10 protein-coding genes are annotated in these 21,682 nt (G+C 65.0%); 9 read left to right on the top strand and 1 reads right to left on the bottom strand.

Features of this window, described 5'->3' with window-relative positions; translation table 11 throughout:
• Positions 1-10: 10 nt before the first annotated feature.
• From GA645_RS26975 to GA645_RS26945, 7 genes are all read left to right on the top strand, one after another.
• The gene (locus GA645_RS26975) at positions 11-1,009 is read left to right on the top strand and encodes a glycosyltransferase (RefSeq protein WP_152227197.1); all 999 of its coding nucleotides are present in this window, start codon (positions 11-13) and stop codon (positions 1,007-1,009) included.
• Positions 1,006-2,241, top strand: coding sequence for a glycosyltransferase family 4 protein (locus GA645_RS26970; RefSeq protein WP_152227195.1), 1,236 nt, complete (start codon positions 1,006-1,008; stop codon positions 2,239-2,241). The genes GA645_RS26975 and GA645_RS26970 overlap by 4 nt, the downstream gene beginning before the upstream one ends.
• The gene (locus tag GA645_RS26965; protein WP_152227193.1) at positions 2,210-4,831 is read left to right on the top strand and encodes a hypothetical protein; all 2,622 of its coding nucleotides are present in this window, start codon (positions 2,210-2,212) and stop codon (positions 4,829-4,831) included. The genes GA645_RS26970 and GA645_RS26965 overlap by 32 nt, the downstream gene beginning before the upstream one ends.
• Positions 4,832-4,863: 32 nt before the next feature.
• Entirely contained in the window at positions 4,864-5,955 is a 1,092-nt protein-coding gene (locus GA645_RS26960) for a glycosyltransferase family 1 protein (protein WP_152227191.1), read from the top strand.
• 37 nt (positions 5,956-5,992) lie between these two features.
• Positions 5,993-6,868, top strand: a complete 876-nt coding sequence (rfbA, locus tag GA645_RS26955; protein WP_152227189.1) for a glucose-1-phosphate thymidylyltransferase RfbA — start codon at positions 5,993-5,995, stop codon at positions 6,866-6,868.
• Positions 6,869-6,976: 108 nt separating this feature from the next.
• A complete protein-coding gene (locus GA645_RS26950; protein ID WP_152227187.1) occupies positions 6,977-8,377 on the top strand; it encodes an undecaprenyl-phosphate glucose phosphotransferase in 1,401 nt (466 codons plus the stop codon).
• 42 nt (positions 8,378-8,419) lie between these two features.
• Positions 8,420-9,541 carry a polysaccharide biosynthesis/export family protein gene (locus tag GA645_RS26945; protein ID WP_152227185.1) on the top strand — a complete coding sequence of 374 codons (1,122 nt, stop codon included), beginning with the start codon at positions 8,420-8,422 and terminating at the stop codon, positions 9,539-9,541.
• 171 nt (positions 9,542-9,712) lie between these two features.
• On the opposite strand, the gene GA645_RS26940 is transcribed toward GA645_RS26945, so the two are convergent.
• Positions 9,713-10,297, bottom strand: coding sequence for a DUF746 domain-containing protein (locus tag GA645_RS26940; protein ID WP_178119598.1), 585 nt, complete (start codon positions 10,295-10,297; stop codon positions 9,713-9,715).
• 288 nt (positions 10,298-10,585) lie between these two features.
• Between GA645_RS26940 and GA645_RS26935 the strand changes: the two genes are divergently transcribed.
• Both GA645_RS26935 and GA645_RS26930 read left to right on the top strand, forming a co-directional pair.
• Positions 10,586-21,322 (top strand): filamentous hemagglutinin N-terminal domain-containing protein, encoded by a 10,737-nt coding sequence (locus tag GA645_RS26935; protein WP_152227181.1) that lies wholly within the window; start codon positions 10,586-10,588, stop codon positions 21,320-21,322.
• Positions 21,322-21,552 (top strand): hypothetical protein, encoded by a 231-nt coding sequence (locus GA645_RS26930; RefSeq protein WP_152227179.1) that lies wholly within the window; start codon positions 21,322-21,324, stop codon positions 21,550-21,552. The genes GA645_RS26935 and GA645_RS26930 overlap by 1 nt, the downstream gene beginning before the upstream one ends.
• Positions 21,553-21,682: the final 130 nt, after the last annotated feature.

Here is a 21,682-nt window from a genome sequence, read left to right as displayed (position 1 = left end):
ACGCACCATCATGAGTGGATCGACCGTACTGGTGACGCTGACTTATGGCGACCGCCTGGAGTTTCTGGAGGAGCTGCTCGCCAGGGCTTTCCGCGAGCCCGACATCGCTCGCGCGATCGTTGTCAGCAATGCCTCGGTGGCCGAACTGGACCAGCTGTTCAAGCTCTGGCCCAACCGCGTCCAGGTCATTGAACTCAGCAGCAATACCGGCTCGGCCAACGGCTATTGCGTGGGCATTGAGGCCGCGCTGAAGACGAGCTGTGAATACATCTGGTTGATGGACGACGACAACGCGCCGACGCCGGGCGCCTTCCCCTTGCTCAAGCAACGCCTGCTCGACTGCATGCAACGCCATGGGGCGGACAAGACCGCTGTGCTGGGCTTTCGCCCGGAGCACCAGGCGGATGTCGTCGCCGGTGTTCCGAGACGCTTCATCGCGCCGCCGCGCTCCAGCTACTTCGGCTTCCATGTTCGCCAACTGCCCTACAAACTCTGGCGCCGCACCCCCTGGGGCAGGCCGCACCCGCGTCCGGTGGAGCCGCTGCTGGAGCTGCCCTTCGCCTACTACGGCGGGCTGCTCGCGCACCGCCGGCTGATCGAGCGCATCGGCCTGCCGCGCCGCGAGCTGGTGCTGTATGCCGACGACACCGAGTACACCTTCCGCATCAACGCCAGCGGCGGCCACCTCTACCTGGTACCCGGCGCCGGGCTGGACGACCTGGAGCGCTCCTGGAACCTCAAGCAGCGCACCTCCAACATCTACGAAACCTACCTGCTCGGCAGCTCCGACCTGCGCGCCTACTACGCCGCGCGCAACCAAGCCTGGTTCGACAAGAACCTATGGGTCACCTCGCCGCTGATGTACCGCTTCAACCGCTGGGTCTTCCTGCGCCTGTTGCACTTCTTCGCCCATCGGCACGGCCGCGAGGGCCGCCTGCAGCTGCTGCTGCGCGCCATTCGTGACGGCGAGTCCGGCGCGCTGGGCATGAGCCGGAGCTATCCGCTATGAAGCTCCTCTTCGTCAATTCCCTCTATGCCCCGCACACCGTGGGTGGCGTGGAGGTGATGCTGCAGTCCATGGTCGAGGGCCTGCAGCGGCGCGGCCATGAGGTGGAGGTCCTGAGCACGGGGCCCGACGCCGGCCTGCGCCGTGATTCGCACAATGGCGTGCCGGTGCTGCGCGCCGGTCTGCGCAACCTCTACTGGCCGTTCGCGGGTCAACGTCCCGGCACCTTGCGGCGGCTCGCCTGGCATGCGCTGGACCGCTACAACCGGGGCATGCGCGATGTGCTGGCGCAGGTGCTGGCGCAGAGTCAGCCTGACCTGGTGGTGTGCCATAACCTGGCGGGCTGGTCGATCGCCGCCTGGGATGCGATCCACGACGCCGGGCTGCCCATCGTGCAGGTTCTGCACGACCAGTACCTCACCTGCCCGCGCGGGATGCGTTTCAACAAGGGGCAGCAGTGCCAGCGGCAATGCGGCTCCTGCGCTTTGCTGCGGTACTCCCATGCCCAGGCATCTGCCCAGGTCGACACCGTGGTCGGTGTCAGCCGCTACCAGCTTGCCGCCCTGGTCGACGCGGGTTACTTCGCCCACAGCCAACGCTACGTCGTCTACAACAGCTCACCGTTCGTGCCCTTGCAGGATGCGCCGGCGCAAGTGACGGAGCGCCGTCCGCTGCGTTTCGGCTTCATCGGCTCGCTGACGCCGAACAAGGGCGTGGAGTGGCTGATCGAGCAGTTCCAGAAGCAGTCGCTGGATGCCTCGCTGCTGATCGCCGGGCGCGGTGACGCGGCCTATGTGAACACACTGAAATCCCTCGCCGACCCGCAGCACGTTCACTTCGTCGGCTATCGCAACTCCTCCGAGTTCTTCTCCGAAATCGACGTGGCCGTGGTGCCCAGTATCGGCGCCGAGTCCTTCGGCCTGGTAGCGCTGGAGGCCTGCGCCCACCACCTGCCGGTGATCGTGTCGACTCGGGGCGGTCTCGTCGAGATCGTCCGGGACGGGCTCAACGGCCTGCACTGCGCGCCGGAGCACCCCGATTCGCTGGGCGAGGCAATCCGCCGCCTCGGCGAGGATGCGCCGCTGCGTCAGCGCCTGGCATCCCGCGCGCGGGAGAGCGTGGCATCGATGCTCAGCGTCGAGCGCATGCTCGACGAGTACGAAACCGTACTGCACCACACCCTGTTCAGCTGTGGAGTTCGCCATGGGCCTGCAAACGCCGTATCCACGCTTTGAGCGCTCGCGCGGGATCACCTTCGACCGCTCGCTGCTGGCGCTGGGGGTGGTGGTGTCCGTGCTGCTGGTGGAGACCTTCAACGGGGCCCTGCGCTTCTACTCCGACCAGGTCGGGCTCTCGGCGCTGATCTACGTACCGAAGGTAGGCTGCGTGATCGCGGTGGCCTGGGAGCTGCTCACCCGCCCGCAGCATCGCGGCCTGTGGTTGCTGCTGATATTGGCGGCGGCCTCGCTGATGCTCGGCCAGCTGCATGGCGCGGCCAATCAGGCGGGGTTCTTCAGCATATTCATCTACGCGCCGCTGCTGTTCGGCCTGCTCTGCGTCCCCTACCTGGAGAGGCACCGCAAGGTATTGGGCTGGGCCATCTTCTTCTGTCTCGGCGCCTCGCTGGGGGGCATTGCGCTGGACATGACCGGCCACGTCCCGTGGAAGGGTTACACCTATGCCATGGGCGGTGTACAGATCAGCGCCAACCGCGCCTGGAGCGCCTACGGGTTGGACCGCATCGCCGGCTTCTCGCGGATGTCATCGGCGCTGGCGATCATGCTGTCGATCTATGCCCTGTACCTGGGATCATTCCGCCTGGCGATGCCAGTGCGCTGGCTGATCTACCTGGTCGCGCTGGTGGGGATAGTCCTGACCACCAACAAGACCTCCGCCGTGGCCTTCGTCATCGTTCTGCTGGTGATGAACATTGCCCGGTACCGCGTGTTGTTCCTGCTGGCCACGCTGGTGGTGGTCTTCGGTGCGCTGGCGTTGCCGCTCTATGGCCTGTATGGGGACGTCGAGCCGTACCTGGCCAGTTCCAGCAGCGAAAATCTGATGGGCTCGATGGTGGATCGCCTGGTCAATACCTGGCCGGGCGTGATCAAGGTGATGGTCGTCAACGACTGGGCCTTCACCGGCGCCGGGCTGGGCATGACCGGCAGCGCCTTCGCGCAGTTCCCGGTGTTCGGCATCGACCAACTGGCGGTGTCGGATAACACGCTGCTCTACCTCTGGCTGCTGTTCGGCGTTGCCGGCGTCGGGCTCTATGCACTGGCGATTCCGCTGCTGATGCGCCTGCAACTCCAGTCGGGACGCGAGGCGCGTGCGCTGCTGGGCATTACCTACTGCATCCTGCTGATGGGCTGGACCAGCGACGTGCTGGAGGCACAGGTGCCGAGCCTGTTCCTGGGGCTGGCCATCGGCCGGGCATTGCGCCTGCCGGAAGAACTGGCCACGCCGCTGGCACCACAGGCCTGGCGTCTGCAGGGCAATGGGCGGGTGCTGGGCCTGCTGCTGGTCGGCTTGCTGCTGGCCGGGGCAGGGCAGGCGCCCCGGGCGCTGGCCAATGAGGCACCGGTGACGGAGCGGGGCGCGCCGGAGTTCATCGTCGGCGTCAGCACGCACCAGAATATGCGCCCGGGCAACCGCGATGGCATCAATCGCCTCGCGCAGCAGGCCAGCATCCAGTCGTTCCGCGACGATGCCTTCTGGTCCAGTGTCGAGCGCGAGGCCAATGTGCTGTCCATCTACGACACCTGGCGCGCGCAGCTGCGCAGCACCCGCAGCCTGGGCATCAGCACCCTGCTGATCCTGGGGGTGGAGAACCAGTTCCACGGCAACGCCAAACCGCGCGATGACGCTTCCCGAGCCGCTTACCTGCGCTATGTGCGTTATGTGGTGCGCAGCTTCAAGGGCCAGGTGGCGATCTACGAAATCTGGAACGAATGGGACGTGGAGAACCCCACCGACAAGAGCTTCAGTGACGACTACCTGACGTTGATCCGTGCCACGGCCCAGGCGATACGCGAGGAAGACCCGCAAGCCAGGATCATCGCCGGCGCGGTAACGCTGCGTGGCATCCGCCAGGGCTTCGCCGACCGTCTGCTGGCCGGCGGATTGCTGGACCTGGTGGACGGTCTGTCGCTGCACCCCTCGGTGTACTGCGAGGGTGAGCTGGCGACACCGGAGAACTGGCTGGGATGGTTCAAAGGCGTCAATCAGCAGTTCGAACGGACCGCTGGCAAGCCGGTACCGTTGTACTTCACCGAGTTCAGCTGGCCATCCAACGACGGCGGCTGCGGGCTCAGCCTCGAGCGCCAGGCCGCGTACCTGGCGCGTGCCTACGTGCTGTTGCGCAGCCTGCCCAATGTGAAGGGTTCCTGGTGGTACGACCTGGTGGACGACGGCATCGACCGCCGCGAAATGGAGCACAACTTCGGCCTGCTCACCGCCGACGGCCAGCCCAAGCCGGCCTATCACGCGATGGCCAGCGTGGCCGGGATCATCGGTTACTACCGCTTCGTCGGTCGCGTACCCAACGCCGACCCGAACGTCTACCTGCTGCGTTTCGCCAAGGCCGGCGATGAAGTCCTGGTGGCCTGGACCCTGGGACGCGAGCAGACCCTGAAGATCACCAACCAGCCGGGCAGATCCGACACCCTCTGGCGCCTGCGGGACTTCGATGACGCGGGCTCCCGCCAGGGCGAGAAGGTGCCCTGGGACTGCCCCGCAGGCGGCGGTCCCTGTCAGGCCGACATCCGAATCGACAACGCCCCGACGCTGTTGCGCAGCGCTCCGGGCTACCAGCTGTCCTTGCGCTGAGTGCAGCGCGACGACTCGCCGAGAGGGCTTCCATGATCGTCATCAACGCGCGCTTCCTGTCTCAGGAAATCAGCGGTGTGCAACGCTTCGCCGAGCAGATCTCGCTGTCGTTGTCGCGCTTGCGCGGCGACGTGCACTTCGTCGCGCCGCCCGGCCCGCTGCTGCGGGAGGAGGTCGCCCGGCGTCTGCATGTCGAGCGCATCGGGCGCAACAACGGGCACCTGTGGGAGCAGGTCGATCTGCCATTGTGGCTGGCGCGCAATGGCCGGCCGCTGCTGGTGTCGCTGTGCAACACCGCGCCACTGGCCTACGGCCGACAACTGGCCACGCACCATGACATTGCCTATGTGCGGTATCCCGAGAGCTATTCCTGGCGCTTCCGCGCGCTGTACCGGACGCTGACGCCGCTGATGTTGCGGCGGGTACTGGCACTGGTCAGCGTCAGCGAGTTCTCCCGCGAGGAGATCGCCTCGTACTACCACTTTCCCCGCGAACGCATCCACGTGATCGCCAACGCGGTTTCCTCCGCGTTCTGCCCGGGGCCCGTGCCTACGGGTGGGCGACCCTATCTGCTGGCGGTGTCCTCGCCGGCCGCGCACAAGAACTTTGCGCGGATGATCGCGGCATTCGACCTCCTGCGCGATCTGGACATCGACCTGCACATCGTCGGCTCGGCCGGTCGCAGCTTCGTCGACTACCGGCTCGAGTCCAACGAGCAGCATGAGCGCGTGCGCTGGCTGGGGCGGATCGACGACCGCCAGTTGATCGAGGAATACCGCGGCGCGGTGGCCTTCGTCTTCCCGTCGCTTTACGAAGGATTCGGCATACCGCCTCTGGAGGCCCAGGCCTGCGGTTGCCCGGTGATCGCCGCACGCAGTGCCTCGATTCCCGAAGCGCTGGGCACCTCGGCGTTGTATTTCGACCCCGAGGATACCCAGGCCCTGGCCATGTCGATGCGTCGTGTACTGCGCGATGCGAAGTTGCGTGCCGGCCTGCGCAGTGCCGGACTGGAGAATGTCCTGCGGTACTCCTGGGACCTCTCCGCCCTGCGCCTCTCCACCCTGATCGACTCCTTTCTAGCCGAACGCGTGGCCTACGTGCCGCGCTTCAAACCGCTCGAGTAGCCCGGTTCCCGGCTACCTCGCCAAGGAGGCATATCCCATGAAAGGCATCGTCCTCGCCGGAGGCTCCGGCACCCGCTTGCATCCCATCACCCTGGGGGTGTCCAAGCAACTGCTGCCGATCTACGACAAGCCGATGGTGTACTACCCGCTGTCGGTACTGATGCTCGCCGGCATCGACGAGATCCTGCTGATCTGCACCCCTGGCGACCTGCCCAATTTCCGCGCACTGCTCGGTGACGGCGAGCAGTTCGGCGTGCATCTGCACTATGCCGTGCAGCCCTCCCCGGATGGCCTGGCCCAGGCCTTCCTGATCGGCGAGGACTTCATCGGCGACGACTCGGTATGCCTGGTGCTGGGCGACAACATCTTCTACGGCCAGGGCTTCACCGAAACCCTGCGCGAGGCCGCCTCGCGCGAGCACGGCGCCACAGTGTTCGGCTACCAGGTGGCCGATCCCGGGCGCTTCGGGGTGGTGGAGTTCGCTACCGATGGCCACGTGCTCTCCATCGAGGAAAAGCCCCGGGTGCCGCGCTCCAACTATGCGGTGACGGGACTGTATTTCTACGATCACCAGGTGGTCGAGATGGCCCGGCAGATTCGCCCCTCGGCGCGTGGCGAACTGGAAATCACCGATATCAACAACCTCTACCTCGAACGCGGCGAGTTGCACGTGAGCCTGCTGGGGCGTGGCTTCGCCTGGCTGGATACCGGCACTCACGAGTCGCTGATGGAGGCCGGCCACTTCGTCCAGACCATCGAGGCGCGGCAGGGACTGAAGGTCGCCTGCCTGGAGGAAATCGCCTTCCAGCAGGGCTGGCTTTCCAGTGAAGGTCTCGAGTTGCAGGCCGAGCGCCTGGGCAAGACCGGTTATGGCCGCTACCTGCAGCAGTTGCTGCGCGATGCCCGTTGCTGAGACTGCCTCCTGCCCGTCTGGCCGGTCGGCCGCGGCAGCGCGTTCGTGATTCGTCTGCCGTTTGCGGCAGGGGCGCCAGGATGAGCGCCGAGTGTGGTGAGGTTTGCCATGTCCATTCGAACCAAGGGAATACTGCGGGCCAACCAGTCCCTGCTGGCGCTGGCTCACCGTTTGCTCGATCTGCTGGTCATCGTCCTTTCCGGGGCGATTCTCCTGAACGATGGCAGCGGTTTGCCGGATGCCCGTGTCTGGGTGACGGTCCTGCTCTGCGTGATGCTGTTCCACTGGCTGGGCGAGCTCAACCGGCTCTACGGCTCCTGGCGCGGCGAGTCGATGTTGCGTGAGTCGATGCTGGTGACCAGTTACTGGTCGCTGACGTTCTTCGCCGTGCTGCTGCTGGATGCGGCGCTGCGCCACGACATTGTCATCGATGCGCGCCGCTTCGCCTGGTTCGCCACTGCGTTGCTGGTGATGTGCGTCTATCGCCTGCTGCTGCGTATCTTCCTGCGCCTGGCGCGCCGGCATGGCTTCAACAGCCGCAACGTGGCCATCTACGGTACCGGGGAGGTGGGTGCGCACCTGGCGTCGACCATCCTTGACGCGCCGTGGATGGGCCTGCGTCTGGTCGGCTTCTACGACGACCGGCCGCAGCAGATGGCCCTCGACGAGCGGGTGCCGGTCAAGGGTGGGCGCCTGGCGCTGATCGAAGCGGCGCGCAGCGGCCAGATCGACAAGGTCTACTTGACCCTGCCGCTGACCCGTGAGCCGCTGCTCAACGAACTGATTCGCGAACTCTCCGACACCACGGTGTCGGTGTACCTGATTCCCGACCTGTTCATGTTCGACCTGCTGCACGCGCGCAGCGAGAGCATCAACGGCCTGGAAACCATCAGCATCTTCGACACCCCCATGGACGGGCCCAACGCGGTGCTCAAGCGCATCGAGGACGTGGTCCTCGCGTCGCTGATCCTGCTGCTGGTGTCGGTGCCGATGCTGCTGATCGCAGTGGCGGTGAAGCTCACCTCACACGGCCCGGTGCTATTCCGCCAGACCCGCTACGGGATGGATGGCCGGCCGATTCGCGTGTGGAAGTTCCGGAGCATGACCGTCATGGAGGACGGCGCGCAGGTGATCCAGGCCTCGCGCAATGACTGTCGCGTCACCCGGCTGGGCGCGTTCCTGCGACGCACCTCGCTGGATGAACTGCCGCAGTTCATCAACGTCCTGCGCGGCGACATGTCGGTAGTGGGCCCCCGGCCCCATGCGGTCGCGCACAACGAGCAGTACCGCCGTCAGGTCAGTCATTACATGCTCAGACACAAGGTCAAGCCGGGGATAACCGGCTGGGCCCAGGTCAACGGCTGGCGTGGCGAAACCGACACCCTGGAAAAGATGCAGAAACGCATCGAGTTCGACTTGGACTACATCGAGAACTGGTCCGTCTGGTGGGACCTGAAGATCGTTGCGCTGACCCTTGTCAAAGGGTTCGTCAACCGCAACGCGTTCTGAGGCAGTCCCCCTACCAACACCCTGCTTCAAGGAATGATCGCCATGAAAAATCTGTTCGTGATCGGTCTTGTTGTCGGCAGTCTGGCACTACAAGGCTGTGTATTTTCCCCCGGTCAGCACATGACGGACTCCGATATCGAGAAAGCGGCGCGGGACCAGGGCATGCGCATTACCCTCGTCCCCATTACCCCGCAGGTGTTGCAAAGCCAGGACATGGAACGAGCCAATCAACAACTGCCGGCGGAGCTGCTCAACTACAAGCCGCAGCAGGGTGAATACGTGATCGGCGCAGGGGACGTGCTGCTGGTCACCGTCTGGGACCACCCGGAACTGACCAGTCCCGGCTCGACGCAGCAGATGGAAGCCAACGGTCGCGTGGTCGGTGCTGACGGCAATATGTTCTTCCCCTACGCCGGCACCGTGGCGGCGGCGGGCAGGACACCGACCATGCTGCGCGGCGAATTGACCCGCCGGCTGGCCAAGAAGGGCATCGTTGACCCGCAGGTGGACGTGACGGTGCTGCGCTACGCCAGCCAGCACATCGTGATGTCCGGGGCCTTCCAGAACGGCGGGCAGGTCGAACTGAACAACACGCCAACGACACTGGTGCAGGCGGTGAGCAAGGCCGGCGTGGTGGCCGGCGAGGCGGACCTGTCGGGGCTGACGCTCAAGCGCGACGGGCGTGAGTACCTGATCGACGTCGATGCGCTGAACCGCAGCGGCTCCTCCCTGAGCGGCGTCTATCTGAAGAACGGCGACCAGATCCACCTGCCCTACAACGACCGCAAGAAAGTCTACATCGTGGGTGAAGTGCATCAGCCGACCGTAGTGACCTACCGCACCACCGGCCTGAGTCTGCTGGAAGTACTGGGCAACGCAGGCGGCCTCAGCCAGGAAACCTCCGATGCCGACGCCGTCTACGTGATCCGCGCTGGCGACCTGCAGCCGGGCGCCAATGGTACCCAGAATGCCCTCACGGCACAGGTCTTCCACCTGGAAGCGAAGAAACCCACGGCCTTCGCCCTGGCCCGCGACTTTGCCATGCGGCCCCAGGACGTGGTGTTCATCGGCCCGGCCAACATCACCCGGTGGAATCGCTTCATCAGCCAACTGCTGCCGTCGGCATCCTTCATCGGCACCAGTGCCACCGTGGGACACAAGTGATCGGCAGCGTACCTATTCAACGAGAAGAAATTTCGTACTTGGATATCGGAGCCGCCGCATGGACGGCGTGATGCGCGACTCGTGATCATCTACCGGGACGCACAGGGACGTGCACTCTCTTTTTGATGAGCAGGTGCCAGCTCCGACGATCTGCGTTTTCTTGGGCATCCCCTAGCAATGCCCATAACCCGCCAGTGTTGCAGCACTGGCGGGTTTCTTTTTTTCTGCCTTCGAGATTTCAGCGATAGCTTGGCGTCGATTTCGAAAGTGCTCATCGGGCTCCACCACGCAGCGGTTACATAGCTTGCACCGGAACATGCGCTTGCCATCCTGATTTCCATCGACGAATCCATGACGGAAAAAGAACGTCTCGTTGCCGCACTTAGGGCAAGTGAGAGGGGGCAGCTCTGGCTGCATTCCCAGCTTGACTTGCGCCTCCCAATGGCCGGTGCTGTCGAGCTTGAGCAGCCATACACGAAATACCTTCACCCAGCGCTGCACCATGGCTGGAGAGACATCGAGTATCAGGCTTGCACTGGCAATGGAGCGCTGCTGCGAAAGCAGGGGCAGAAATTCATTCAATTTTTCGGCACGCAGAAAACTCTGCAATGCAGTGCCGGTACGCCGGTTGAACCCTTTGCCGCAGCGTTGGCAATTGAAATAGGGAATGCCCCTTGGCGGGCTACCGCGATAGCGGAGAATGACCTTGGAACTGTTGCAGTGAAAGCAGGCCGGTGGTGTCGGGTCCTTGGACATTGCCTCCGCAATATGTTGCTGCAGGTAAGTGGTAAGTGCTGGGTTCTCGGGTCGGAGATTTTCTCGGGATAGATCGTACCGAGGGAGGGCGTGATCGAGCTTACGGAGCATGCTGAATGTCGAGGGTGGAAAGTTAAGGCTGGAAGGTACTGCCAGAAGATCAGCGTGTGTTGTTGTGGTGATTGAATACGGACGGATCACACAAAGAGTCGGGAAGCAGCCGACTCGGCTGTTTTGTGACTGCCCGTTAGTGTTCGCGTTTCGGTTTTCTGCGACGAGACGCGCAAAATGGACATTCGCCAGCCCGCCTGCAAACTGATTGCCAGCGTCTTGTCTGGCCTGCTGATCCTCAACCCCCTCGTCGCGGCAGCGGCCGAGCTGGCGGTGGATGCGGCGGCGGGCGGCAATACCCAGCTGGGTGTGGCGGGCAATGGCGTGCCGGTGGTGAATATCGCCACGCCCGACGGTGCGGGTCTCTCTCACAATAAATTCTCCGACTACAGCGTCGGCCAGAACGGCCTGATCCTCAACAACGCCACCGGCAAGACCCAGTCCACCCAGCTGGGCGGGATCATCATCGGCAACCCGAATCTGAAGGGCAGCGGCGCCGCCAGTAAGATCCTCAACGAGGTCACCGGGGCCAACCCCTCGCAGCTGCGCGGCTACACCGAGGTCGCCGGCCAGTCGGCCCATGTAATCGTCGCCAACCCGCACGGCATCACTTGCAACGGCTGCGGTTTCATCAACACCCCGCGCGCCACCCTCACCACCGGCAGGCCGGTCCTCAACGGCGGGCGCCTGCAGGGTTATGACGTCGACGGCGGCGAGATCGCCATCGAGGGCGCCGGCCTCAATGCCGGCAACCTCGACCAGTTCGAGCTGATCACCCGCAGCGCCAGACTCAATGCCGAGCTGTACGCCAACCAGCTGACCGTGGTGACCGGCCGCAACCAGGTGGACGCCGAGACCCTCGCCGCCACCGCCAAGGCCGACAACGGCAGCGCCAAGCCGCAACTGGCCATCGACAGTTCGGCGCTGGGTGGCATGTATGCGGGAGCCATCCGCCTGGTGGGCACCGAGCAGGGCGTGGGGGTGAAGCTGGCCGGCAACCTGGCCGCCAGCGCCGGCGATATCCAGCTCGATGCCAACGGCCAACTGAGCCTGGCCCAGACCAGCACTGTCGGCAGCCTGCGTGCCAAGGCGCAGGACATTGCCGTCAACGGCCCGGCCTATGCGGCGGGGGCGGTCGAACTGACGGCCAACGGACAATTGAGTAACAGCGGCCAACTGGCGGCGGGCTCCCGCGTGCAATTGCAGGGTGCCCAGGTCAGCAACAACGGCATCGTCGAAGCCGGGGTCAACTCGGACAACAGCCGCAACACCCAGGGCGACGTGGCGATCAACAGCCAGACCCTGCGCAACAGCGGCAGCGTGGTCGCCAGCCGCAACCTCGACGTGAATGCCAGCGGCAGCCTCGACAACCAGGGCGGCAGCCTGCGCGGTAGCAACACCACGTTGGGCGCCGGTAGCCTGAGCAACAACCAGGGCCGCGTGCTGGCTGCCAACGCCCTGAGCCTCTCCGGCCAGCAACTGAGCAATATCGGCGGCCAGGTCGGCGCGCCGTTCATCCAGGTCCGTGGCGGCGCGCTGGACAACCGCCTGGGGCTGTTCAGCGCCGAGCAGAGCCTGAACCTGCAACTGGGCAACCTGAATAACCAAGGCGGCACCCTGAGTAGCCGCGGCGCCCTGGTTGCCAACATCAGCGGCACACTGGACAACAGCCAGGCCGGCAAGCTGATCAGCGAGGGCGCGCAACACCTGCGCGCGGGCCAGCTGAGCAACCAGAACGGCGGGCGGGTATCGAGCCGTGGCCCGCTCGACGTCCAGGCCGATTCCCTGGACAACCGTGGCGGCAAGCTCGTCAGCGACGCTACGTTGAACCTCGCCGGCGGCAGCCTGGACAACCGCGACCAGGGCCTGGTCAGCGCAGGCCAGGACCTACAGCTCACGCTCGACAGCCTGAACAATGCCGGGGCGATCCAGAGCGACGCCAGCCTGCACCTGAACGCCCGCACGGTCAGCAACGCAGCGGGCGGGCAAATCGCCGCCAAGGGCAATCTCAACGCCCAGCTCGGCAGCCTGACCCAGAGCGGCGGCGAGTTGCTCAGCCAAGCGTCCCTGCAGGTGCTGGCCCAGCAGATCGACAACCACCAGGGTGGCTGGATCGGCGCCATGCAGGGCATCAACCTGCAAGCCGCCGCGCTGTTCAACCAAAGCGGCGAAATCTCCAGTCGCGGCGCGTTGAGCCTGCGTGCCGCCAGCGTCGACAACAGCACCGGCCGTATCGCCAGCGACGGCCTGCTCGACGTGCACGGCGACAGCCTGGTCAACCGTGCGGGCAGCCTGGTCGGGCAGGGCGGCTTGAGCGTCACCGGACGCAGCCTGGACAACAGCCAGGGCGGCCAACTGCTCAGCGAAGGAGCCTTGAACCTCTCCGCGCAACGCCTCGACAATCGCCAGGGCGGCTGGGTCGGCGCGCTGCACGGCATCGAAGTGCAGGCTAGCGAGCTGTTCAACCAGGGAGGCGAGATCAGCAGTCGCGCCAGCGTGAACATCGACGTCGGCCAACTCGACAACAGCGCCGGCCTGATCGCCAGTGATGACCGGCTGACACTGCGTGGCGACAGCCTGGTCAACCGCGCGGGCAGCCTGGTGGGGCAGGGCGGCCTGAGCCTCAATGGCGGCAGCCTGGACAACAGCCAGCGCGGGACGTTGAGCAGCCTGCACGACCTCGACCTGAACCTGGCGGATAGCCTCGACAACCAGGCCGGCGGCCAACTGCTTAGCGAAGGCACCTTGAACCTCGGCGCCGCCCAGGTCGACAACCGTGCCGGCGTGCTCTCCAGCGGCGGCGCCCTGCGCGTCACCGGCAACGCCCTGAACAACCAGGGCGGCAAGCTGCTGACCGACGCCACGCTGAGCGTCGACGCGCAGACCCTCGACAACCGCCAGAACGGCGTGATCAGCGCCAAGGGCGCCCTCACCCTGCGCGGCGCAACCCTGCTCAACAGCCAGGCCGGGCGCATCCTCGCTGGCGCCGACCTGCTGCTCACCCAGACCCGCGTGGACAACAGCGGCCAGGGCCGCATCGAAGCGGCCGGCCGGGTGAGTGGGCAGGTCAAGGCGCTGGACCAGCACGACGCCGGACGCCTGATCGGCAGCACCGGCATCGACCTCGACTTCGCCGGCGGCAGCCTCGACAACAGTGGCGGCGGCCTGCTCGCCAGCCCGGGAGCACTGTCGCTGCGCAACCTCGCGCAACTCAACAACAGCACCGGCGGCGAGATCTCCAGCCAGCAGAGCTTCCTTCTCGCGCTGGCCGACCTGAACAACCAGGGCGGCCGCATCCTCTCCAGCGACGCGCTCACCCTGCAGGTCCAGGGCGCGGTGGACAACAGCCAGGCCGGCGTCCTCTTCGGGCGCAACCAGCTCCAGCTGAACGCCGCAGGCCTGAACAACAGCCTGGGTGGCACCGTTGCCAGCCAGGGCGCGATCCAGGCGAACATCAACGGCGCGCTGGACAACCACGCCGACGGCGCCATGGCCGCGGGCGGCTCGCTCAGCGTCGGCAGCACCAGCCTGAACAACCAGGGCGGCAGCCTCTCCGGGGGGCAGGACCTGACCCTCGTCACCGGCACCACCGACAACCAGCACGGCCGCATTACCGCCCAGGGCCAGCTCCACGCCACCACCGGCGACCTGGATAACCGCCACGGCATCCTCAGCGGCCAGCAAGGCCAACGCCTGCAGGCCCAGGCCATCGACAACCGCGCCGGCGTGATCACCACCCTGGGCCGCCTGGAGCTGGGCGGCAGCCGCCTGGACAATGGCCTGGGCGGCGAACTCTCCGCTGGCGGCACCCTGCAACTGCGCGTACAGCAACTGATCCAGCAGCAGGGCCGGCTGATCACCGGCGGCGACCTGAGCCTGGACCTGGCCGGCGGCGACTTCGACAACCAGGGCGCCGTGCTCAGCGTCGGCGGCCTGCTGCGCATCGACAACCTGCGCCACCTCGACAACCGCGGCGGCGAGATTTCCAGCCAGCACAGCTTCCAGCTCAATAGCGCCAGCCTCGACAACGGTGACGCCGGCCGCATCATCAGCGCCGGCCAACTGCAACTGAGCGCAGGCAGCCTGCGCAACGCCAACCTTGGCCTGCTCTCGGGTTGGCAAGGGCTGGCCATCAACGCCGCCGACCTCGACAACAGCAGCTCCGGCACCCTCTCCAGCAAGCTGGGCAAGCTCGACGTCACCCTCAGCGGCCGCCTTGACAACCACGGCGAAGGCGCCCTGGTCAGCCTGGGCGACCAGCACATCCGCGCCGCCAGCCTGAACAACCAGGGCGGCATTCTCTCCGGCCAGGGCAACCTCGACCTGACCATCGCCAGCACCCTGAACAACAGCGCCGGCGGCCTGATCAACGCCCAGCAGCACCTGGCGCTGCGCCCGGCGCAGACCGACATCCTCAACCAGGGCGGGCAGATCAGCGCCGGCAGCCTCGACTTCAGCGTTCGCAGCCTCGACAACAGCGGCGGCCTGCTGCTTAGCCAGGGCGCCCTGCGCGGCACCCTGCGCGGCACCCTGAGCGGTGCTCTGATCAACGCCAACAACGCCCGCCTGGCCAGCGCCGGCGAGCTGCTGCTGAGCGCAGCCAGCCTCGACAACCGAGGCGGCCAGCTGGCCAGCCAGCAACGCCTGGAACTGAACGCCGGGTCCCTGGACAACAGCCAGCGCGGCACCCTCGCCAGCCAGCAGGACCTGGTCCTGAACCTGGGCGCCGGCACCCTCGACAACAGTGCCGACGGCCTGCTGCACAGCGCCAGCGGCGCCATCAGCCTCCAGGCCGGCCAGCTGCGCAACCAGGGCGGCACGCTCAACAGCCAGGGCGACGCCCAGTTGCAACTCTCCGGACTGCTCGACAACAGCCAGCAGGGCCGCATCCAGAGCCGCGCAGGTGGGCTCCTGTTGCAAAGCGCCAACCTCGACAACAGCGCTGGCGGCATCCTCCATAGCGCCACCGGGCTGCTGCGCGTGCTCACCGGCTCGTTCAACAACGCCGCCGGCATCACCCAGGCGCGCAGCCTCGACATCACCGCCCGCGGCGGTATCGACAACCGTGGCGGCCACCTCTCCGCCGTCGGCGGTGACAACCGCCTCACCACCACCACCCTCGACAACCAGGGCGGCGGCCTCTATGCCGGCAACCTGCTCAGCCTCGGTGGCGACACCCTGCTCAACCAGGGCGGCCAGATCGGCGCCACCACCCTCGACTTCAGCCTGGGCAACCGCCTGGTCAACCAGAACGGCCTGATCGAAAGCGCCGGCAGTCTCAGCCTCACCGCCGGCGCCATCGACAACCAGGGCGGCCGCCTGCGCGCCCTGGGCCAGAGCGGCAGCACCACCCTGAACGCGGGCTACCTCGACAATCGGGGTGGCCGCCTGGAAACCGCCAACACCGACCTCGCCCTCAACCTCGGCGGGCTCGCCAACGACGGCGGCGCCTTCCTGCACGTCGGCAGCGGCCAGTTCGGGGTCAACGCCGGGCAGATCGCCGAAGCTGGCGGCAGCTTCGTCACCACTGGCCACCTCGACATCACTGCCGACAGCTGGAGCAACAGCAGCGTCCTGCAGGCCGGCTGGCTCACCCTCAACATCGGCCAGTTCACCCAGACCGCCAGCGGCCGGCTGCTCGCCAGCCAGGGCCTGACCGGGCGTGGCGGCCACTGGAGCAACGACGGCCTGCTGGCCAGCGATGGCAGCCTCGACATCCAGCTGAGCGGCACCTACGGCGGCGCCGGCCGCGTCACCAGCCTGGGCGCGCTCAACCTCGCGGCCAACCAGCTCGACATCAGCCAGGGCGCCAGCGTGACCGGCGGCCAGGGCGTCACCCTCGGCGCCGGCACCCTGAACAACCGTGGCCGCATCACCGCCGCGGGTGACCTCACCGCCAACACCGGCAGCCTGAACAACCTCGGCACCCTCGGCAGCGCCGGAAAACTGCGCATCAACACCTGGGACCTGCTCAACGACGGCCAGAGCAATGGCGCGCTGATCTTCAGCGGCGGCGACATGACCCTGCGCGTGGGCGGCAGCCTGATCAACCGCTATGCCGACATCTACAGCCTGGGCAACCTGGATATCACCGGGGCCACCCCGGAAGCCCTGGCCGGCGCGCTGAAAAATATCTCGGCGACCGTGGAAAGCCTGGGCGACATGAGCCTGAAGGTTCGCACGACGGAGAACCGCACCGACGTGCTCAATACGACGGCCGGCGAGCTGCTTTCCGCCGCCATTGGAGTGCGTTGTTATGACTGCTCCGTAGCCCCGCAGCCCGGTGAGCGCACACCCAGCAGCCATATGGTCTGGGTCGAGAACTACCGAGGTGAGCTGGGCGAAAGCTCTCCCTCGGCCGCCATCAGCGCAGGCGGCAATCTGAAAGTCGAAGGCCAGAATCTGCTCAACCAGGCATCGACCATCGCCGCCAGCGGCAACATCTCGATGATGCTGGACAGCTTCACCAACAGCGGTGTCGCCATTGGCGACCACTCCGTGCGGCGCTCCTTCGAGATTCCGTATGGCTCGGACGCATACGGCGGTCTCTTCTCGGGCGGTGTGAGTTTCTGGGACCAGGTCATGGAGTACAACGCCGCGAATGATCCGGATTATGACGCCGGTCTACGCTCGCCTACCGGCGACATGACACGGCCGAACCTTCACTTCTGGAACCGGGGTTGGGACGAGTCCCTTAGTCTGGTAACTATCAGGCAGGGCGGGCGAGAGGCCCCTCGCTTTGCCCAGTTCGGTTCTATTCGTCTTGATTTTCCAGGCACATCGCCCTTCGCGGACTTCCAGATGCCGCACTACCAGCCGGGCGCCCTGGTCGATGCGCCGGCGGTGGTCAAGAACGCCACCTTCTTCGACGAACTGACCATCCAGAGCCCCGGCAGCTCATTCGTCAGCGCCGTGGTCCAGGCCGGCGGCAATGTCGCCATCAATGCCACCCAGGACCTGAAAAACAGCGTCATCCGCGAAGGCGTCCCGCAATCGTCCGGCGCCTCGCGCGTGGGTGATACGGGGGTTGCCGGCAACAGCGCCAACGTCGTCGCCCTCAACGCCCAACTGCCCCCCGACCTCGCCCAGCAGCAGGTCAACCCTGTCACGCTCCCCGGCTTCAGCCTGCCCACCGGCAGCAACGGCCTGTTCCGCCTGAGTGGCCAGGAAGGCACCCAGAGCAGCGCCCAGACCGTTACCGGCGACGGTAACTACAGCTTCGCCGGCCAGAGCATCAGCCTGTCCCAGCGCGAGCGTACCATCGACGCCACCACCAGCCTGACCGCCGACCTGCAGCGCAGCGACGCCACCACCACCGGTACTGTTCAACGCAGCGCGACCTCCGTCGACAGCACCGACAGCGTACAACTGAACGGCGCCGCCGCGGCCCAGGGCGCGGCGGCCAGCGCCTCCCTGAACGTTGCCCAGGTGCAAGGCGTACCGAGCACGGCACGCCCGGACAACCGCCACAAATACCTCATCGAAACCAACCCCGAGCTCACCAGCCTCAAGAGCTTCCTCGGCTCCGACTACCTGCTCGGCCAACTCGGCTACGACCCGGACCATTCCCAGAAGCGCCTCGGCGACGGCCTCTACGAACAATGCCTGATCCGCGACGCCGTCATCGCCCGGACCGGCCAGCGCTACATCGACGGCCTGACCAGCGACGAAGGCCTGTTCAAGTACCTGATGGACAACGCCATCGCCTACAAGGACAGCCTGCACCTGAGCCTGGGCGTCGGCCTGACGGCGGAACAGGTCGCCGCCCTGACCCACGACCTCGTCTGGCTCGAAGAAGCCATCGTTAATGGCGAAAAGGTCCTGGTGCCGGTGGTCTACCTGGCCCAGGCCAACAACCGCCTGGCGCCCAACGGCGCGCTGATCCAGGGCCAGAACCTCAGCCTGATCAGCGGCGGCAACCTGCTCAACCAGGGCACCCTGCGCGCCAGCGGCGACCTCGCCGCCAGCGCCGCCAACCTCGACAACAGCGGCCTGATCGAAGCCAGCGGGCGCCTCGACCTGCTCGCCCTGAACACCCTCAGCAACACCCAGGGCGGCATCATCAAGGGCCGCGATGTCAGCCTCAGCGCCCTCACCGGCGATGTGATCAACCAGCGCAGCGTCACCGTGCACGAAGGCGGCATCGGCAACCGCACCTGGACCCAGAGCTTCGCCGACAGCACCGCGCGCATCGAAGCTGCCGGCAAACTGGACATCAGCGCCGGGCGCGACATCAACAACCTCGGCGGCGCGATCAGCAGCGGCGGCGACCTCACGATGCAGGCCGGACGCGACATCAACCTGCACAGCGTCGAGCTAGAAAACGGCACCACGCGCGGCCGCAACTACAACCAGAGCACCACCCAGCTGGGCAGCGAAATCAGCGTTGGCCGTGACTTCACCCTCGACGCCGGCCGCGACATCAGCGTCGTCGGCAGCCGCATCGACGTCGGCCGCGACGCCGGCATAAGCGCCGGCCGCGACGTCACCCTGGCCTCCGCCGCCGACGAGCAGCACAGCTACGACAAGAGCAAGAAGGTCACCACCCAGGAAGACCACGTCACCCAGCGTGGCACCGAACTGAGCGCCGGCCGCGACGTACTGATCGCCGCCGGCAACGACCTCACCCTCATCAGCAGCAAGGTCAGCGCCGGCAACGAGGCCTATCTGGTGGCCGGCGACAAGATCGCAATCCTTGCCGCCAACGACAGCGACTACAGCCTCTACGACAAGAAGGACAAAGGCGCCTGGGGCAGCAAGCAGACCCGCCACGACGAAGTCACCGACGTCAAAGCGGTGAGCAGCGAAATCAGCGCCGGCGGCGACATCACCTTGCTCAGCGGCGGCGACCAGAAATACCAGGCCGCCAAGCTGGAGAGCGGCAACGACATCGCCATCGTCAGCGGCGGTGAAGTGACCTTTGAAGCGGTAACCGACACCCATCAAGAGGCGCACGACAAGTCCAGTAGTGACCTGGCTTGGCAGTCATCCAAAGGCAAGGGCCACACGGATGAAACCATCCGCCAGAGCGAACTGATCGCCCAGGGCAACCTCGCCATCAAGGCGGTGGACGGGCTGAAGATCGACTACAAGCAGATCGATCAGAAGTCAGTGGGTGAAGCCATTGATGCGATGGTCAAGGCTGATCCCAACCTCGCTTGGCTCAAGGACGCCGAGCAAAGGGGCGATGTGGATTGGCGGGCGGTGAAGGAATTCCACGATTCCTACAGCTACAGCCAATCCGGCATGGGTCCGGCTACACAACTGGCCGTGGCCATTGCGGCGGCGGCGATTGGCGGCATGGCGGCAGCGGGAGCGCTCAGTGGCGCGGGAGTAGCGGGTGGCACCTTTGCCATGGGCGCCGGCGTCGGTGCGGCGGGCAGTCTCGCCAGCAGCACCGCGGTCAACCTGATCAACAACCAAGGCGATCTGAGTAAGACCTTCAACAGCGACACCCTCAAGCAGGTCGCCATCGCCAGCCTCGTTGGCGGCCTGACCCAAGGCTACTTCGATGACTTGACCGGCACCAAGACCCAAGTACCGACCGACAAAATTGTCTCGCCCTTGAGCACGGCTAACGGCATTGGTGGTTTCGCCGCGAATCAGGCATTGCAGAACGTCACCGCCACTGCGCTGAACAAGGCCATGGGCGAAGGCGGGAGTTTCGGCGATGCGCTCAAGGACAGCGTCTACAACACCTTCGCCGCCGCTGGCTTCAACGCCATTGGCGACTTTGGCAAGGCGAACGGCCTGAATGCCGGCGATGCGCAGATGGTGGTGATGCACGCCCTGATGGGCGGACTCGCCGCAGAGGCGCGTGGCGACAGCTTCGCCGCCGGCGCAGCGGGTGCCGGGCTCAACGAAGCCTTGGTTGCGGACCTGGACAAACTGGTCAGCGGCTACTCGCCGGAAAACCGCGAAGCCCTGCTGACCATGAGTTCGCAACTGGTGGGCCTGATCGGTGCGGTGGCGCAGGACAGTAATGCCAGCTCCAGCCAGCTCGAAACCGGGGCCTGGGCGGCGAAGAACTCGACGCAGTACAACTTCCTCAATCACCAGGATGTGAAGGACCTAGAGCAGGCACTGGGAGACTGTAAAGCCAAAGGCAATTGTGATCAGGTGCGTGACGAGTTCCGGCGCCGTGATGCAGCCAATAGCGAGCGGCTCGCCGCCTGTACGACGGATTGTGCGGCAATCCGGGATGAACTGGATGCCGGTTCTCGCGCCTTGAAAACGCTGTGGGAAAGCGACACCAGCGGCATCACCGACGAATTCATGCGCAACAACATCAACGAATGGTCCAGTGCAGGGCCTCGGGTTGCTGAGCAGGTTGGGCAGGCGGCATGGCGTGGTGATTCCACAGCCTTGGTACAGCTCGGCCAATACCTGGATCAACAAAGCTTTAACCCGTTTAGCTTCAATCCCGCCGGATTGATTGGATTTGGCGGTGGAGAAAAAGCCAGCTCAGCCAGCATTGCCGATAAAATCCGGACGTTCGGCGAGGAGATTGCTGGGAAGGTTGAGGCTAAACTGCCGGAAGCTACAAAAGGGACTGCGACAACAGAAAAGATTGTTGCTAATGAAGCCACAAACGCAAATGCACAAGCTGCGTTGAGAGCGAAGTTGTCAGGATTACAAAAAGCTCAGGAAACAGCAGCTGTTACTAAAGCGTTGCCTGATGGTCGTGTTCGGTATTACACGCAAGAGGTTCCAGCTAGAACAGAGGGAAATACTCGGGGTGCATCTTTTGTCACGGAATTTGATCCTAAAACTGGAAGCACGAGGCAGTGGATGGAAAGCTATGACAATACAGGGGCGGTAATTCGTGTCCATCCCAAGAGTATTAATGGACAGCCTGTTGATGCTCAGCACTATCCCCCAACTGGCGCGGAATTAAAGAGTTGGGGGCAGTAATGAGTTTGGGTAACGTAGTAGCCGACAGGCTTGAAAGAGTGGTGTCTGAAGGATTTGATATTTTCAAAATATCAAAAGAGGCATTTGAAATTTATCAAGACACTGGATTTTCTCTCACGAGTGATCTAGACGTGGCGTTGTTGTCGCTGATGGCAATGGAAGAGGGGCCGGAATTTGAAATGACAGAAAAAGAATTTCAAGAATTACTATCTGATATTCGAAAAATGTAGTTTCTGAACAAAGGGGCCTGGAAGGCAATAAGCGGAAAAGGGGTGTCCCGTCCAAGCGTCCAAACCACCTTCCCCGCCTGCTGGCGGGGTGATTTTTCGTAGACGGACTACCGAAATCCCGCTTCGCCAC

The organism is Pseudomonas sp. SCB32 (genome assembly GCF_009189165.1).
Classification (GTDB): Bacteria; Pseudomonadota; Gammaproteobacteria; order Pseudomonadales; family Pseudomonadaceae; genus Pseudomonas.
Note: the sequence above shows the minus strand (reverse complement) of the source record. Positions and strands in the feature narration are given on the sequence as shown.

Bases quoted from the DNA above. Each gene is read 5' to 3' on its own strand.
- GA645_RS26970 (WP_152227195.1), top strand. From the start codon at position 1,006: ATGAAGCTCCTCTTCGTCAATTCCCTCTATGCCCCGCACACCGTGGGT.
- rfbA (WP_152227189.1), top strand. From the start codon at position 5,993: ATGAAAGGCATCGTCCTCGCCGGAGGCTCCGGCACCCGCTTGCATCCC.
- GA645_RS26950 (WP_152227187.1), top strand. From the start codon at position 6,977: ATGTCCATTCGAACCAAGGGAATACTGCGGGCCAACCAGTCCCTGCTG.
- GA645_RS26935 (WP_152227181.1), top strand. From the start codon at position 10,586: ATGGACATTCGCCAGCCCGCCTGCAAACTGATTGCCAGCGTCTTGTCT.
- GA645_RS26965 (WP_152227193.1), top strand. From the start codon at position 2,210: ATGGGCCTGCAAACGCCGTATCCACGCTTTGAGCGCTCGCGCGGGATC.
- GA645_RS26940 (WP_178119598.1), bottom strand. From the start codon at position 10,297: ATGTCCAAGGACCCGACACCACCGGCCTGCTTTCACTGCAACAGTTCC.
- GA645_RS26945 (WP_152227185.1), top strand. From the start codon at position 8,420: ATGAAAAATCTGTTCGTGATCGGTCTTGTTGTCGGCAGTCTGGCACTA.
- GA645_RS26930 (WP_152227179.1), top strand. From the start codon at position 21,322: ATGAGTTTGGGTAACGTAGTAGCCGACAGGCTTGAAAGAGTGGTGTCT.
- GA645_RS26960 (WP_152227191.1), top strand. From the start codon at position 4,864: ATGATCGTCATCAACGCGCGCTTCCTGTCTCAGGAAATCAGCGGTGTG.
- GA645_RS26975 (WP_152227197.1), top strand. From the start codon at position 11: ATGAGTGGATCGACCGTACTGGTGACGCTGACTTATGGCGACCGCCTG.